14 protein-coding genes and 1 pseudogene are annotated in these 15,876 nt (G+C 61.2%); 4 read left to right on the top strand and 11 right to left on the bottom strand.

Features of this window, described 5'->3' with window-relative positions:
* Positions 1-58 precede the first annotated feature (58 nt).
* Complete coding sequence (locus tag HU719_RS03655) at positions 59-1,249, top strand: benzoate/H(+) symporter BenE family transporter (protein ID WP_186518092.1); 1,191 nt, start codon at positions 59-61, stop codon at positions 1,247-1,249.
* A 185-nt stretch (positions 1,250-1,434) separates the two neighbouring features.
* On the opposite strand, the gene HU719_RS23815 is transcribed toward HU719_RS03655, so the two are convergent.
* Positions 1,435-2,298, bottom strand: coding sequence for a methyl-accepting chemotaxis protein (locus tag HU719_RS23815; RefSeq protein WP_422631713.1), 864 nt, complete (start codon positions 2,296-2,298; stop codon positions 1,435-1,437).
* Positions 2,296-2,520 (bottom strand): annotated as a pseudogene (locus tag HU719_RS23810) (HAMP domain-containing protein); the annotation flags it as partial. The gene HU719_RS23815 and the pseudogene HU719_RS23810, both read right to left, overlap by 3 nt.
* A 1,238-nt stretch (positions 2,521-3,758) precedes the next feature.
* On the opposite strand from HU719_RS23810, the gene HU719_RS03645 reads away from it, so the two are divergent.
* On the top strand, positions 3,759-4,760 hold the full coding sequence (locus HU719_RS03645; protein ID WP_186535803.1) for an NADP-dependent oxidoreductase: 1,002 nt from the start codon (positions 3,759-3,761) through the stop codon (positions 4,758-4,760).
* 171 nt (positions 4,761-4,931) lie between these two features.
* Here HU719_RS03645 and pyrF read toward each other — a convergent pair whose 3' ends face one another.
* Positions 4,932-5,633: an orotidine-5'-phosphate decarboxylase gene (gene pyrF / locus HU719_RS03640; protein WP_186535801.1), complete on the bottom strand. Its 702-nt coding sequence runs from the start codon at positions 5,631-5,633 to the stop codon at positions 4,932-4,934.
* Positions 5,634-5,817: 184 nt separating this feature from the next.
* On the opposite strand from pyrF, the gene HU719_RS03635 reads away from it, so the two are divergent.
* Complete coding sequence (locus HU719_RS03635) at positions 5,818-5,985, top strand: DUF2897 family protein (RefSeq protein WP_186518104.1); 168 nt, start codon at positions 5,818-5,820, stop codon at positions 5,983-5,985.
* A 49-nt stretch (positions 5,986-6,034) separates the two neighbouring features.
* On the opposite strand, the gene HU719_RS03630 is transcribed toward HU719_RS03635, so the two are convergent.
* Positions 6,035-6,373 (bottom strand): ComEA family DNA-binding protein, encoded by a 339-nt coding sequence (locus HU719_RS03630; RefSeq protein WP_186535799.1) that lies wholly within the window; start codon positions 6,371-6,373, stop codon positions 6,035-6,037.
* A 295-nt stretch (positions 6,374-6,668) separates the two neighbouring features.
* Here HU719_RS03630 and HU719_RS03625 point away from each other — a divergent pair, with 295 nt between their 5' ends.
* On the top strand, positions 6,669-7,532 hold the full coding sequence (locus HU719_RS03625) for a phytanoyl-CoA dioxygenase family protein (protein WP_186535797.1): 864 nt from the start codon (positions 6,669-6,671) through the stop codon (positions 7,530-7,532).
* A 39-nt stretch (positions 7,533-7,571) separates the two neighbouring features.
* Here the strand turns inward: HU719_RS03625 and HU719_RS03620 are convergent, their stop codons facing one another.
* The 7 genes from HU719_RS03620 to gmd all read right to left on the bottom strand — a co-directional run bounded on the left by HU719_RS03620 (position 7,572) and on the right by gmd (position 15,848).
* Positions 7,572-9,440: an acyltransferase family protein gene (locus HU719_RS03620; RefSeq protein WP_186535795.1), complete on the bottom strand. Its 1,869-nt coding sequence runs from the start codon at positions 9,438-9,440 to the stop codon at positions 7,572-7,574.
* Between the two features lie 108 nt (positions 9,441-9,548).
* The gene (locus HU719_RS03615; protein WP_186535793.1) at positions 9,549-10,574 is read right to left on the bottom strand and encodes an MraY family glycosyltransferase; all 1,026 of its coding nucleotides are present in this window, start codon (positions 10,572-10,574) and stop codon (positions 9,549-9,551) included.
* Between the two features lie 2 nt (positions 10,575-10,576).
* Positions 10,577-11,533: a UDP-glucose 4-epimerase family protein gene (locus tag HU719_RS03610; RefSeq protein WP_186535791.1), complete on the bottom strand. Its 957-nt coding sequence runs from the start codon at positions 11,531-11,533 to the stop codon at positions 10,577-10,579.
* Entirely contained in the window at positions 11,530-12,300 is a 771-nt protein-coding gene (locus HU719_RS03605; RefSeq protein WP_186535789.1) for a glycosyltransferase family 2 protein, read from the bottom strand. The genes HU719_RS03610 and HU719_RS03605 overlap by 4 nt, the downstream gene beginning before the upstream one ends.
* A complete protein-coding gene (locus HU719_RS03600; RefSeq protein WP_186535787.1) occupies positions 12,297-13,721 on the bottom strand; it encodes a mannose-1-phosphate guanylyltransferase/mannose-6-phosphate isomerase in 1,425 nt (474 codons plus the stop codon). The genes HU719_RS03605 and HU719_RS03600 overlap by 4 nt, the downstream gene beginning before the upstream one ends.
* 30 nt (positions 13,722-13,751) lie before the next feature.
* Positions 13,752-14,726 carry a GDP-L-fucose synthase gene (gene fcl, locus HU719_RS03595; protein WP_186535786.1) on the bottom strand — a complete coding sequence of 325 codons (975 nt, stop codon included), beginning with the start codon at positions 14,724-14,726 and terminating at the stop codon, positions 13,752-13,754.
* 3 nt (positions 14,727-14,729) lie between these two features.
* On the bottom strand, positions 14,730-15,848 hold the full coding sequence (gene gmd, locus HU719_RS03590; RefSeq protein WP_186518120.1) for a GDP-mannose 4,6-dehydratase: 1,119 nt from the start codon (positions 15,846-15,848) through the stop codon (positions 14,730-14,732).
* Between the last annotated feature and the right edge of the window lie 28 nt (positions 15,849-15,876).

Genomic DNA, 15,876 nt, shown 5'->3' with positions numbered 1-15,876 from the left:
TCGGGGAATGACGCGGTAGCCTGCAAAAATTGCTTACATCTGTACAAGGAACGACCTGATGACCGACCTCACTACCGCCCCGCTGCGGCCCCTGGCAGACAGTTCACCCACCGCCGTGGTGGCAGGTTTTATCGCCATGTTGACCGGCTACACCAGCACCCTGGTGCTGATGTTCCAGGCCGGCCAGGCTGCCGGTTTGACCCAGGGGCAGATTTCTTCGTGGATCTGGGCGCTATCGATTGGCATGGCGGTGTGCACCATCGGCCTGTCACTGCGCTACCGCACCCCCATCACCGTGGCCTGGTCGACGCCGGGCGCGGCGTTGCTGATCACAAGCCTGGGCGGGGTGCCTTACAGTGAGGCGATTGGCGGCTACATCATCTGCGCGCTGCTGGTACTGGTGTGCGGGGTGACCGGCAGCTTCGAGCGGCTGGTCAGGCGCATCCCTGCATCGCTGGCCTCGGCCCTGTTGGCCGGTATCCTGTTCCGTATCTGCAGCGAAATCTTCGTCGCCGTGCAGCACCAGACCTTGTTGGTGCTGGCCATGTTCATCAGCTACCTGGTGGTCAAGCGCCTGTCGCCGCGTTACTGCGTGCTGGCGGCGTTGGTGGTGGGCACGGCGCTGTCCGGCGCTTTGGGCCTGCTCGACTTCAGCGGCTTCCACCTGGAACTGGCAACACCGGAGTGGACCACGCCGAGCTTCTCGCTGGCGGCGGCCATCAGCATCGGTATCCCGCTTTTTGTGGTAGCGATGACCTCGCAGAACATGCCCGGCGTCGCCGTGCTGCGCGCCGACGGTTATCAGGTGCCGGCATCACCGCTGATCTCGACCACAGGCCTGGCCTCGCTGCTGCTGGCGCCGTTTGGCTCGCACGGCATCAACCTGGCGGCTATCAGCGCTGCGATCTGCACCGGGCCGCACGCCCACGAAGACCCGCGCAAACGCTACACGGCAGCGGTGTGGTGCGGGATTTTCTACGGCATTGCCGGTATTTTCGGGGCGACGCTGGCTGCGTTGTTTGGCGCCCTGCCCAAAGAGCTGGTGCTGTCGATTGCGGCGCTGGCGTTGTTCGGTTCGATCATGAATGGGCTGAGCGTGGCCATGGGTGAAGCCCGCGAGCGCGAGGCGGCGTTGATCACGTTTATGGTGACGGCTTCGGGGCTGACGTTGTTCTCGATTGGTTCAGCGTTCTGGGGGATTGTGGCGGGGGTGATTACCTTGCTGATTCTTAGCCCGCGCAAGGGTTGATGGGTTGATCGCAGAGGATGGCACCGGCTTCGCCGGTGTTCGCGGCGCAAGGCCGCTCCTACAACGATCGCGCCAGGCCGGCGATTCGGGGCTGTAGGAGATTCTATGGTTTTGTACAACCCTGCTCTCGCCAGACATATCCCCTTGTGGCCTTGTGCCGCGCAAGGGCGCAAGGCCTCGGTCACTCACAGCCTGAAATGGCCCACCATGCCCTTCAAGTCATCACCCAAGCGTGCAAGCTCAATGCTCGAGCGGGCATTACCCTCCATCGCCAGCGCCGCCTGATCGGCGCTGCCGCGGATCTGCGTGACGCTGCGGGTAATTTCCTCGGCCACCGAACTCTGCTGCTCGGCGGCGGCGGCAATCTGCTGGTTCATCTGCTGAATCAACGACACCGCAGCAGCAATGCTGCCCAGCGCGCTTTCGGTCTGCAGCGCATCGGCCACCGCCAGGCGCACCAGCTCAGTGCTGCCACGGATCTGCGCCACCGATTGCTGGGCATTGCCGCGCAGGCTGGCCACCAGCCGCTCGATCTCCTCGGTGGACTGCCGGGTGCGCCGGGCCAGCGCCCGCACCTCATCAGCCACCACGGCAAAGCCACGGCCTTGCTCGCCAGCACGGGCGGCTTCGATGGCGGCGTTGAGCGCCAGCAGGTTGGTCTGCTCAGACACGCTCTTGATCACCTCCAGCACCCCGCCGATGGTCTGGATTTCGGCACTGAGGCTGTCGATGCCACTGCTGGCGGCTTCAGCCGCCGTGGCCAGTTGCTCGATGCGCTGCATGCTCTGGCGCACCACTTCCTGCCCGGAGCCGACCTTGTCGTCAGCCGCCTGCGCGGCTTGCGCGGCCTGCTCTGCGTTGCGCGCCACATCGTGCACGGTGGCGGTCATCTGCTGCATGGCAGTGGCCACTTGCTCGGTCTCTTCTTTCTGGCTGCCGACCTCGCGGTTGGTCTGCTCGGTCACCGCCGACAACGACTGGGCACTGCCGGCCAATTGCTCGATACCTTGCTGCAAACCGCTGACGATGCCGGTCAGGCCTTCGGCCATCTGTTGCATGGCGTGCAGCAGTTGGCCGACTTCATCCTTGCGCGGCGCCTCGGCCTCGATGCCCAGCTCGCCTGCGGCAATGCGCCGGGCGCGCTCGATGACCCGGCGCAGCGGCGCGACCACCGCGCGAGTGATCAGCCAGGCCGCCAGCACACCTGCCAGCAAGGCAAGGCCAGTGGCCACGATAATGGCCAGGACATTGCGCGCAAGCTCGCCCTGCATGGCCTGCTGCTGGGCCGCATAGGCCTGGTCGACCCGCGCAGTCGCTTGTTCGGCGCGGCTTTGCAACTGCGTCTTGATGCCCTGCTCCTGGCTGAGCAAGTCGGTGTATTCGTTGAGTTTGTCGGAGAAGCTGGCAATGTGCCCGGCCACCTCACCCAGCACGCTCAGGTAACCCGGGTCGACCAGGCTGCCTTTGAGCTGCTCGACCAGGCCTGCTGCATCGACAGTTTGGGCGATTCGCCCCTGGCCCGCGTCTTCGCTGCCCTTGCGGCTCTGGTCAAGGCGCACGCGGGCCTCATCCATGGCCTGCAGCATCAAGCGCGATACCTGGGCGACCTGGGTGGACTGCTCGAGGAATTCGCTGCCCTGCTGGCCTTGCGACTGCTTGAGGGTATAGGCGCCATCATCGGCGAGGCCCGCCTGCATCATGTCGAGGTTGTTGGCAACGCTGGACACCGACCAACTGGCGGTGTCCAACGCCAGCTCCTTCGCTTGCACCGCCTGGACGAACTGCTCGAATGCCTGGCCGTACGCGCCCAGGTCGGCTTCGGCGCCCGCCAGCGCCGGCAAGCCGCGGGCGCGCTCGGTCAACGCCTGCAAGCCGCTGCGCAGTGCATCGGCTTCCTTGATGTCCGAGCGCAGTGCAAACGCCTGCTCGTGCTGGCGCAGGCGCAGCAGGTCGGTATTGAACTGGGCAAGCTGGCGTAGGCCGGCAAAGCTCTGGCCGACATGATTCAACGAATAAACGCCCAAGGCCGCCACCACCAACGTCAGCAGCAACACCAGCATGAAGCCCAGGCCAAGCTTGCGGGCCATGCCCAGGTTTGCCAGAACACCGTGCCTGGTCGTCGCCATCACCGAATCCCCCTTGCCGTGTCGAGCTGCTGCGATAGGCAAGAGTGACAACCCCTGCGCCGGTCTCACAAGGGTTGAATGGCAAAGTGGTGTCATTTAGCTATGAGCGTGTCGCTTTCAGGCTGCTCAAGGTCGCCCTGCAAGCTGGAAGAACGCCTGTGCGCGGGTGTCCTGCCCAAAGGCGACATTGATGCGAAGTGTTCGGCGCCGCCTTGCTGCTGGGCTGCCTGGCGGTCTGCGCCAGCCTGCTTATCAGCGTTAAAGCGAGGAAGCATCATCAGGGGCACGGTTGTACTACTATCGTTCGCGGTGATCATGCGTGACGCGGCCCATCATCGGGGTCGATCATGCATCTTTCAAAGCCTCGTCCAGGAGAATTCGTCATGCCCCATACCAACCGCCGCTTCCTGCTCGCCAAACGCCCAGTGGGTGCCGTGCGGCGCGATGACTTTAGTTACGAGCAGGTTCACGCCACCGAGCCGGGCGAGGGCCAGGTGCTGGTGAAGAACCTTTACCTATCGCTGGACCCGGCCATGCGCGGCTGGATGAACGAAGGCAAATCGTACATTCCGCCAGTCGGGCTCGGCCAGGTGATGCGTGCGCTGGGTGTCGGCGAGGTGGTTGCCTCCAACCACCCCGACTTCAAGCCAGGCGACCACGTGGGCGGCGCCTTGGGCGTGCAGGACTACTACACCGGTGACGCGCAAGGCCTGCACAAGATCGACCCGAGCCTTGCGCCGCTGCCGCGCTACCTGTCGGCACTGGGCATGACCGGCATGACCGCCTACTTCGCGCTGCTGGACGTCGGCCAGCCCAAAGCTGGTGACACCGTGGTAATTTCCGGCGCAGCCGGCGCCGTGGGCAGCATTGCCGGGCAGATTGCCAAAATCAAAGGCTGCCGCGTAGTCGGTATTGCCGGTGGCGCGCAGAAGTGCCAATACCTGGTCGATGAGCTTGGCTTTGACGGCGTCATCGACTACAAGGCCGAAGACGTGCTGGCCGGGCTCAAGCGCGAATGCCCCAAAGGTGTGGACGTGTACTTCGACAACGTGGGCGGCGACATCCTCGATGCCGTGCTGTCACGCCTGAATTTCAAGGCCCGCGTAGTGATTTGCGGCGCCATCAGCCAGTACAACAACAAGGAAGCAGTAAAAGGCCCGGCCAATTACCTGTCGCTGCTGGTCAACCGTGCGCGCATGGAAGGCTTCGTGGTTATGGACCACGCCAAGGAGTACGGCAAGGCCGCGCAAGAAATCGCCGGCTGGCTGGCCAGCGGCAAGGTCAAGAGCAAGGAAGATGTGGTGGAAGGGTTGGAGACGTTCCCGGAAACGCTGCTCAAACTGTTCAGCGGGGAAAACTTCGGCAAGCTGGTGCTGAAGGTCTGAGACGGGGTTAGGCCAGAGCAATGTAGGAGCGGCCTTGTGCCGCGAACGGGCTGCGCAGCAGCCCCGGCGTTTCCTGGGGGCTGCTGCGCAGCCCGTTCGCGGCACAAGGCCGCTCCTACATTAATTGCGTGACGTGCGCATGCTGCTGCGCAGGCTATCGCGGCCTTGAGCTTAACCGCGAATTTCGGCAACCACGGCGGCCAGCGCCTGGCCCGGGTTTGCGGCCTGGCTGATCGGGCGGCCGATCACCAGGTAATCAGAGCCTGCATCCAGCGCCTGGCGCGGGGTGAGGATACGGCGCTGGTCATCCTGAGCACTGCCCGCAGGGCGAATACCCGGCGTCACCAGTTGCAGCGACGGGTGGGCAGCCTTGAGCGCCGGCGCTTCGAGCGCCGAGCACACCAGGCCATCCATACCCGCCTTCTGCGCCAGCGCTGCCAGGCGCAGCACCTGCTCCTGCGGCTCGATATCCAGGCCGATACCGGCCAGGTCTTCACGCTCCATGCTGGTCAGCACCGTCACGCCGATCAGCAGCGGCTGCGGGCCGCTGCGCTTGGCCAGCTCTTCACGGCATGCCGACATCATGCGCAGGCCACCGGAGCAGTGCACATTGACCATCCACACCCCCATCTCGGCAGCGGCCTTGACCGCCATCGCTGTGGTGTTGGGGATGTCATGGAATTTCAGGTCGAGAAACACCTCGAAACCCTTGCTGCAGAGGGTTTCGACAATACCCGATGCACTGCTGGTGAACAGTTCCTTGCCAACCTTGACCCGGCACAGGGCGGGGTCGAGCTGGTCAGCCAGCTTCAGGGCAGCGTCACGGGTGGGGAAATCCAGGGCGACGATCAGGGGCGTCTGGCAGACGGACATGGGCAGCGGTCTCTTGGCAAGTCTTGAACGGCGCGCATTGTAAACGAAGTGGCGCACGCTTTGGGGCCCGCGGGTCAGCAGAATTGGCCCGACCGCACACGGCTCCTATAATGGAACCATCGCAGGCGGACATGGCTCGAATGCCATGAAAGCGTTGCCCTATACGCTTTGCAGGAGAACGACGATGCCTTGGTATGCCTGGTTGATACTGTTAGTTGCGCTCGGCTCGATTGTCGGCGGGTTGATGATGTTGCGCGATACCGCAAAAAAACTGCCGCTGACCGAGGAGCAGTTGAAGAAAGTCCATGAGCGCAATGCCGAAATGGACGCCAAGGAAGCGCGGGATCGCTGAACCTTGGTTGCCGGGAGCCGGCCTGAGCCCGGCTCCCGCCAGCGCGGGCTTACTCCACGGTAAGTCTGTCGCGATTGCGATCAAGCAATGCCTTACCGATTCCTTTGACCTCAAGCAACTCATCTACCGATGTGAATGGACCATTGACCTCACGATAAGCGACTATAGCCTGCGCCTTGGCATGGCCAATACCATTGAGCCCGCCCTGCAAGGTTTGCGCATCGGCCTGGTTGAGAGGGATCAATTCGGCTTGGGCGGCCATAGCCGTTATGGCTGGCTGCTGCATGCTGGCAACAGGTAACGCAGTAGCAGCTTGTGCAGCAGTGGCGGACAGCGAGAAGCTGGCGATCAGCGGAAAAAGGAAGCTGGCGATCAGGGTGTTACGCATGGTGAAACTCCTTGTAGATGACATTCCATTACGCAGCATGGGTGTTGCTGCGAGCTGAAGACTAGCCAGCACTAGCTCAATGTGAAAGCACGAGAAGTGGGGCAAATCATTTCTAAATGGAACAGCTGACAGCAATGCCCCAAGCTATTGTAAGAAAGAGTATTTTCCGTAGCGCGAATACAACTCTAACGCCAGCCTACGCACCGCCCACGAAGTTAACCGACTTATCTGCAGCTGGCACCCTCGCCCTGCTCGACTTATCATGTAGCTCACTGAAAACGGACCATTTCCTGAAATGACAAGCAACCTAGCAGGCAAATTGATATTCCACGCACAGCGCAGCATCAGGAGCCTGAAAGTCAGAGAGTGCCTTGCGAACTTGAGCACCAGGCGCCTTCCTGCTCCTGCGCGGCCGTTAACCGACCCTGCTTCGGAAGTCATTGACCGGCTGCGTCACGAAGGTATTGCGTTTCTGCCGAACCTGCCGAGCCAGCTTCAGATCGACGACATCCTCAGTTACATCGAGGACAAACAGGTTCGTAATCCTTACAAGCCGGCCCAGGCGTTCCCGCACCAAACACCGCCAAACGATTGCCATACTGCTCACTTTTCGGCACAAGACATCCTTTCCGCCCCCCACTTGCTGGCATTCGCCAACGACCCGCAGGTACTAGAAATTGTTTCACACTTTTTAGGCGCGAAACCGACGATTTCCAATATCGGGCTGTGGTGGTCATACCCGGGCCACGACACCCCAGAACAGGCGCAGTTTTTCCACCGTGACGTAGACGACTTGCGCTTTATTAAACTGTTCGTCTACTTGACCGACGTAGATGAGTCCGCAGGGCCCCATGCATTCGTACCGGGCAGCCAGAACTCTTCGGCCTTCAGCAAAATGAAACGGTATTCAGACGATGAAGTGGCGCAGCATTTCGGCAGCGACAGTATTCACTACATAACCGGCGCCAAAGGAAGTTCATTCTTAGAGAATACCTTTGGCTTGCACAAGGGCCGAATGCCAACGCAAAAGCCGAGACTGGCGTTTCAAGTTCAGTACTCCTTGCATCCAATCACGGCCTACCGGTACACACCCCAACAACGTGCAGCCTCACATGCGCAACACGATCGCTATATCAACAGGTTGTACCTGCAACCTTGAATGACTGCGCCAGGAGGGGGCCCTGGCGCCTTTTACAGGTTACCGGAAAGCTTCGGGGAACCTGGCAATCAGATACTCAGACCCTGCAACTGTCAGGTGCGAATAGTCCATAGCAGTAAGTGAATACTTACCACTCAGTGCATCCACAAATGCCAAGCAGCCTGCGTTGTCACAAAAAATCGACGTCGGGGAGATGTAAGTGACCTTTTGCTGTTCCGCGAACGCTCGCATATCAGCGTCCAGACGGAAGATTTCTGGACGCGTGCCAGTCGGCACCCGCGCGGGAAACTCGGTCTTTTTGAATACCAAGTAGTGCTTTTCCAGATAGGAAGGCAAGCTTCCGCGCCACTGCGGCACCGGCCCTACCAAAGCAACGCTTTCAACTCCCGCATCTTTCAGCGCTTGAAGTGTTGCAGCCACTTCCTTCCAGTCATGATTCACCCAATTAGCCGCCAACAACACCGCTTGTGGACGATGCTCGATGATTGAAGCCATTACGGCGTCATTTGTGGCTTTGCAATGGGGCCGCTCAGGGAATTTTTTGCCAAGTATCGGTGGGCAGCTATTGGCCGTTCGCTGAATGATTTGCTCACCGGCCGGCTTTGCCGCGAGCAGCCCTGCATACAGGTGGGCTGCGTGGGAGTCCCCCCATAACAACAACTGTTTTTCTCCGCTACCATCCTCACAGGTCGAGAATGCGTCGGCCTTTTGCTCTGGCCGCAGGAAGCATGTCCCATCACGATACAAGGAGCGATCGAAATCCACTTGAGTGAGGTTTTTGACGATGGGCGGCAAGCGCCAACCCGCGCCCCCCTCAACCCTTAAGAGAAGGCCAAGGGCTGAGACCGCCAGGACGCTCGCCAACACAGATACAGTCACAGGCCATCGCACGTTGGACAGCATACTGCGGGAAGGTTGCTCCACCCATCGATAAGATATCTCTCCGAGTACCAGGGTAAGGAGAATACCTACTGTCGTCGAAAGACCTCCCGGCTCGATTTCAAGAAAGACCGTACCGACGACGATCGGCCAATGCCATAGATATACCGAGTAGGACCTCAGCCCCAACCATTGAAGCGCCCGGTTGCCTGTGAGCCAAGACCCCTGACGAGCAGCTGCAAGCACGGCCGCTGCGCCCAGCACCGGAAACAGAGCCATCTTGTCTGGCCAACCTTGCCCATCAGCAATCAGCAACAGGCTGGCACCCATCAGAAGAAAACCGAGCCCTTCCAAGAAACGAGCGCCGACCTTGCTTATAGTCCTATGGCGGAACGCCACAAATACCATGCCCCCCAGCGTCAGCTCCCAGACACGGCTAGGCAACGAGTAAAATGCCGCAACACCCTGATTACTGCTAAGCCAAAGGCACCAGGCAAACGAAACTAACGTACATAGTGCCAAGAGGCGCAGTAGCCAACGAGGCGAAAGCAGCTTGAGAACAGACAGGATCAACAGCGGATAAAGCAGATAGAACTGCCATTCAACTGAGAGCGACCATGTGTGGAGCAGCCACTTTTCATGAGAGGCAGCGTCAAAGTAACCCGCCTCCCGCCAATAGATGAGGTTGGAGATAAACAAGAGACTGGCGAATACATGTTTCCCGAGCAAAGAAAAGTCGGCGCTCGGCATGTAAAACCAGCTCAGAGCCAATAATACCAAGCACAATGTAAATAGGGCGGGCACGATACGCTTGAAGCGCGACCAATAAAATGACAACACGCTGAAGCGTGTTTCGGTGCCCTTCACAATGATCGCGGTCATCAAGAAACCGGAAATCACGAAAAATATATCAACGCCAACAAAGCCCGCGTGCACCCCAGGTACACCGAAGTGGAACAACACCACGGCCAACACTGCCCACCCACGTAGTCCATTGATATCGTTGCGAAAACCTTGCTGATCAGCCATACCATTATCTTCCCGGTGAAAATCGCAGCGGTGCCAAATTGAGGCGACTGCTCAGCTGAGCGGTCAAGCATCTCTATGGCAATTGTAAAAAAGCTCCCGCAGCCAGGCTCAGACTACCTCAGCCTTCCCCGCCTGATACCGCAACGCCAACAGCAACAAAGGCGCCCAAGCCAGCAGCACACCAACGCCGCCGTCCAACCTGCCGGTGCCGATCAGATAAGCCACAGGCCACAGCCAACAAAGGTTGATCAGTAACACAGCCAGGGTCACCGGCAAGTGCCGGCCATAACGGCGCGATGCATATTGATAGGCGTGGCTGCGGTGTGCCTCGTAGACCTTGTCGCCGCGCAGCAAGCGACGCAGCAAGGTTACCGTGGCATCGACGATGAACACGCCCAGCAGCACCAGCCAAGCACAGAACAGGTCCGACGAGACCCACGCCGCCTGCAGCGACAGCACGCCCAAGGCAATGCCGAGGAAACCACTGCCCGCGTCGCCCATGAAAATGCGCGCAGGCGGGAAATTCCAGAACAGAAAACCCGCCACTGCCGCAGCCAGAATCAGCGGCGCAGGGATCAGCGCCCCGGCGCCGGTCAGCGCATACAGCGCGCACGCGCCCAGGCAGGTGGTGATTGCTTCGACACTGGCAATGCCATCAATGCCATCCATGAAGTTGTACAGGTTCAGCAGCCAAACCAGGTAGAACAACGCCAGCCCGTGGCCCCACCAGCCCATGTGCAGCTCTGTACCGAATACGCTCAGCGGCGCCAGGCCGCCGAGCCAGAACAACGCCCAGCCCGCAGCAGCGAAGTGCCCCAGCAACCGCCAGCGGGCGGCTATGTGGCCGTGGTCATCGAGAAAGCCCAGTACTGCGGTCAGCGCGCCGGCGCCAAACAGGCCCCAGGTGGCGTCAGCGCCAATGGCACCGGTGCCGTGCAACCACATCAAGGCGGCCAGAAATGCCACAACGATAGCGACGCCGCCACCGCGGGGCGTCGGCACGCTGTGCGAGCTGCGGGCATTGGGGATGTCGATAATACTGCGAGCCAGTGCATAGCGGCGCAGCACCCAGGTCAAGGCCAAAGCCAGCAGGCCCACGGCCAGGGAAATTTGCACAATCCAAGGGGAATTCATGTTCAGCGTTCGTCCAGGTAATGCCGGGCGGTATGGTGGAAGGCCTGGTCGACCGAAACCACCGGTGTCCAGTTCAGCAGCCGATGATTCTTGGCAATGTCCACCTGCAGCGAGCCGCACAGACGCTGAGCCATGGCACGCCGGCCGAGGCAGCTTGCAACCAGTTGCAGGCAGGCCGACGGCACCGGTAGCAGCCGTGCCGGGCGGCCTAGTGCTGCGCCCAGGCGGCGCAACAATTGTGCAGTGGAAAGGTCTTCCCCGTCGCTGGCCAAAAAGGTCTGGTTGGCCGCGCCAGGGTGTTCGACACAGGTAAGAATCAGGTCGGCAAGGTTGTCCAGGGCGACCAGGCTGCGGCGATTGTCGATGGCGCCGAACGGCAGCGGGACGCCGGCACACAGCCAGCGCATCATGCGCTGGAAATTGGCCTTGACCCCCGGCCCGTATACCAGCACCGGGCGCACGACCACCACCTCCATGCCAGTGGCCTGCGCCAACTCACGCAGAGCCTGTTCGGCTTCCTGCTTGGAGACCCCGTACGGATCGACCGGGCACGCCGGGTCATCAGCAGTGATAGGCTGGCCTGGCGCACTGGCCTCGCCGTTGACCTTGATCGAGCTAATGAACACAAAGCGCCGTACACCAGCCTCGGCGGCCTGGCGGGCCAGGGCCAGGGTGCCGTCGACATTGGCCTTGCGAAACTCGGCCAAAGGGTCGCCTGCGGTTTCGTGCATGACGTGCACCCTGGCCGCCGCATGTACCACCACATCAACCCCGGCCAGCGCCTCGCGCCAGTCGGCAGTGGCATCAAGAGCCGGCACCACGTGTACCCGCTCGCACTGCGCCAGGGGCATCGGGCGGCGCACTGCAGCTACCCACTGCAAGTCGTCTCGACCATGGGCGTAGCGAAGCAGCCCGGTGCCAACGAAACCGCTGGCACCGGTCAGTAGCAGGCGGGTCAACGCACCGCCCTCCGTGGCCGACGGATGTACTCAAGCAGCTTGAACGGCAGCTTGCTCAAGACCATCAGCAGGTTGGTATAGACGCCGTTGCGTCGGCAAGCCTGAACGATCTCGGCATTCAACCGAATGCTGCTGCGCAACCCGGAGGTGCTGACACCGCCGGCGCGCATGCGCACAAGCACCTGGTCGATGCGAGCCCAGGGCAATTTCTTTACCAGCAACAGGCGTACGAACATTTCATAGTCGGCGGAGATGCGGTACTGGGTGGAATACTCGCCGACCTGGGCGTAAGCCTCACGGCGCACGTAGGTACCTGGGTGCGGCGGCATCCAGCCGAAACGCAGCTTCCACGGCCGAAAGTTTGCCGCATCGTAATAGCGGGTCACGGTGGCCAGGTCGTCCGGCTCGACGAAGACGATGTCACCGTACGCCAACTGCGCCTGCGGGTTGGCCGCGAAGGCCCGGGCGACAGCGGCCAGGGCGTCGTCGGTTTCGAGGAAGTCGTCGGAGTTGAGAATGCCGATGACATCACCGGTCGCCAACGCGATGCCTTTGTTCATCGCATCGTACAAGCCCTTGTCCGGCTCGCTGACAACTGTGGCAATCCGGTCGCGGTAGCCGTTGACGATGGCCATGGTGTCATCCTTCGAGGCACCGTCGATGATGATGTACTCGATGTCGTCGTGGGTCTGGCGCAGTACCGACTCGATGGTGTCGCGAATGGTCGCCGCGCTGTTGTAGGCGACCGTAACCAGGGAAATCTTCACTCTGCGCTTACCTCGGCACGGCCATAGCGGTCTTCGAAACGAACGATGTCGTCCTCGCCCAGATAGCTGCCTGACTGTACTTCGATCAACTCAAGGTCAATGACGCCCGGGTTTTCCAAGGCGTGGACCTGGCCGATCGGAATGTAGGTGGACTCGTTTTCAGTCACCAGGTAGGTCTTGTCGCCGCGGGTGACTTTGGCCGCGCCGCTGACCACAATCCAGTGTTCGGCGCGGTGGTGATGCATCTGCACGGACAGCTTGGCCCCCGGAGCGACCGTAATGCGCTTGACCTGGTAACGCGGCCCGCTGTCGATAGAGTCGTAGCGGCCCCAAGGCCGATAAACTTCGCGGTGCACCGAAAACTCCGGGCGCTGGCCTTGCTTGAGCTGTTCGACAATGCCTTTTACCTGCTGGACATTGTCCTTGTGCGCCACCAGTACGGCGTCCTTGGTCTCGACAATCACCAAATGTTCGACGCCGACCGCCGCCACCAACCGATGTGACGACTGTACAAAGCTGTCGCGCACGCCACTGCACAGCACATCGCCCCGCTGTACGTTGCCTTCGGTGTCTTTGCTGCTCGCATCCCACAAGGCAGCCCAGGAGCCGATGTCGCTCCAGCCAGCGTCCAGAGGCACCAGCACAGCACCATCGGTCCGCTCCATCACCGCGTAATCGATGGAGTCGTCCGGGCAGCGCCCGAACAACTGCGCGTCCACCCGGGTGAAATGCATGTCGTGGGCGGCGCTGGCAAAAGCTGCCTGGCAGGCTTGGGCAATGGCCGGGGCGTGGCGCCCCAGCTCATCCAGGTAGCGGCTGGCGCGGAACATGAACATACCGCTGTTCCACAGGAAGCACCCGCTGTCGAGGTACTCCTGGGCCTTCTCGGCATCCGGTTTTTCAACGAAACGCTGCACCTTGAAGCCACCCGCGGCGAGCACTTCACCTTGCTCCAGGTAGCCGTAGCCGGTCTCCGCGTGGGTCGGCACAATGCCGAAGGTGACCAAGTGGCCGGCCTCGGCAAGGCGCTGAGCCTGACGAATGCTGGCATGGAACGCTTCAACGTCGGGAATCAGGTGGTCGGCAGCGAGCACCAGTAATATCGGGTCATCGCCACCGGCCATGGCCTGCAACGCGGCCAGGGCGATAGCGGGTGCTGTGTTGCGCCCTACCGGCTCCAGCAGGATGCTCGCCTGTTCGTGGCCACTGACCCGCAATTGTTCGGCGGCGAGGAAGCGATGTTCTTCGTTGCAGATGACAATGGCCTCGCCGCTGTCCAGGCCCCGCAGCCGCGCGAGGGTAGCCTGCAACATCGTGGCCTGAGCATCGACCAAGGGCAGGAACTGCTTGGGGCTCAGCTGCCGGGAGAGAGGCCAGAGGCGAGTGCCGGAGCCCCCCGCCATGATGACGGGTACGAACATCTGTAATTCCTTAATGAGTGCCCAGGCGCATCAGACACGCGCCTGCAGACGATGCTCGACAAACCAGCGGTAGGCATCGGCCAGCCCGGCATCCAGTTCGATACTGGCCTGCCAGCCAAGCGCTTTGAGCCGCGATACATCCATCAGCTTGCGTGGCGCGCCGTCCGGCTTGCTGGCATCGAAGCTCAGTCGCCCCTGGAAGCCGGTGACCCGTGCCACCGCCTCGGCCAGTTCGCGAATGGTGCAGTCGACGCCGGTGCCGACGTTGATGTGGGAAAGCATCGGCTGGGTATTGGCCTGGTAAACCTGATCATCCAGCTCCATCACGTGCACGCTGGCCGCAGCCATATCGTCAACGTGCAGGAACTCGCGCATGGGCTTGCCGCTGCCCCAGATCACCACTTCCTCGGTACCCTGCTGGACCGCTTCGTGGAAGCGTCGCAGCAAAGCCGGAATAACGTGGCTGTTCTCGGGGTGATAATTGTCACCAGGGCCATAGAGGTTGGTGGGCATGACACTGCGGTAGTCGCGACCGTACTGGCGATTATAGCTTTCGCACAGTTTGATGCCGGCGATCTTGGCAATCGCGTAGGGCTCGTTGGTAGGTTCCAGCGTGCCGGTCAGCAGGGTTTCCTCGCGCATTGGCTGGGCCGCAAGCTTCGGATAGATGCACGACGAGCCGAGGAACAGCAGGCGTTGCACGCCGTTACGATGGGCGGCGTCGATGATATTGGCCTGAATCAGCAGGTTCTCGTGGATGAACTCGGCCGGCAGCGTGTTGTTGGCATGGATACCGCCAACTTTGGCTGCGGCCAGATACACCTGGTCGATACCTTGTTCGGCAAAGAACGTCCGCACCGCCTGCTGGTCCAGCAGGTCGAGCTGTTCGCGGCCGGCGCTGACGATGTTGCTGTAGCCCAAAGCAACCAGGCGGCGAACGATCGCCGACCCGACCATACCCCGGTGCCCGGCAACGAAAATACGCTGGTCGAGGTTACGCGCCATGGCTCAGTTCTCCAGCGAAACGGGAATATCGTGCCCGTGCTGCTTGAGCAGCGCGTGGCGCTGAGCAACCTTGAGGTCTTCACGGACCATCTCGGCACACATCTGCTGCACGGTGATTTCCGGGACCCAGCCAAGTTGTTCCTTGGCTTTGGTCGGGTCGCCCAACAGGGTTTCCACTTCGGCAGGACGGAAGTAGCGCGAGTCGACGCGCACGATCACGTCACCCACCTTGAGCGCCGGGGCGGCATCGCCGCGAATCGACTCGACGATACCCCGCTCCTCAACGCCGGTGCCCTCGAAACGCAGGGTGATACCCAGCTCCTCGGCCGACCAGCGCACAAACTCGCGCACCGAATACTGCACACCGGTGGCAATCACGTAGTCTTCCGGAGTGTCCTGCTGCAGCATCATCCACTGCATGCGCACGTAGTCTTTGGCGTGGCCCCAGTCGCGCAGGGCGTCCATGTTGCCGAGGAACAGGCAAGGCTCCAGGCCTTGGGCGATGTTGGCCAGACCGCGGGTGATCTTGCGCGTCACGAAGGTTTCGCCACGGCGCGGCGACTCGTGGTTGAACAGGATGCCGTTGCAGGCGTACATACCGTACGCCTCGCGGTAGTTGACGGTGATCCAGTAGGCGTAAAGCTTGGCCACGGCGTAGGGCGAGCGCGGGTAGAACGGCGTGGTTTCCTTTTGCGGGGTTTCCTGCACCAGCCCGTACAACTCGGAGGTGGAGGCCTGATAGAAGCGGCATTTCTTCTCCAGCCCGAGCAAGCGGATGGCCTCGAGGATACGCAAGGTACCCATGGCGTCTACGTCGGCAGTGTATTCCGGCGACTCGAAGCTCACGGCAACGTGGGACTGCGCACCCAGGTTGTAGACCTCGTCGGGCTGCACTTCCTGGATGATACGCGTGAGGTTGGAGGAATCGCTGAGGTCACCGTAGTGCAGGACAAAGTTGCGGTTGTCGACGTGCGGGTCCTGGTAAATGTGGTCCACACGCTGGGTATTGAAGGACGACGCCCGGCGCTTGATGCCATGTACCTCGTAGCCCTTGCCCAACAGGAACTCGGCGAGATAGGAGCCGTCCTGGCCAGTTACCCCGGTAATCAATGCCTTTTTCATATGCTCTGTCCTACGTACCTTGTTTAGA

Origin of the sequence: Pseudomonas farsensis (assembly GCF_014268805.2) — a bacterium.
GTDB lineage: Bacteria > Pseudomonadota > Gammaproteobacteria > Pseudomonadales > Pseudomonadaceae > Aquipseudomonas > Aquipseudomonas farsensis.
This window is presented reverse-complemented; position numbering and strand designations above follow the sequence as displayed.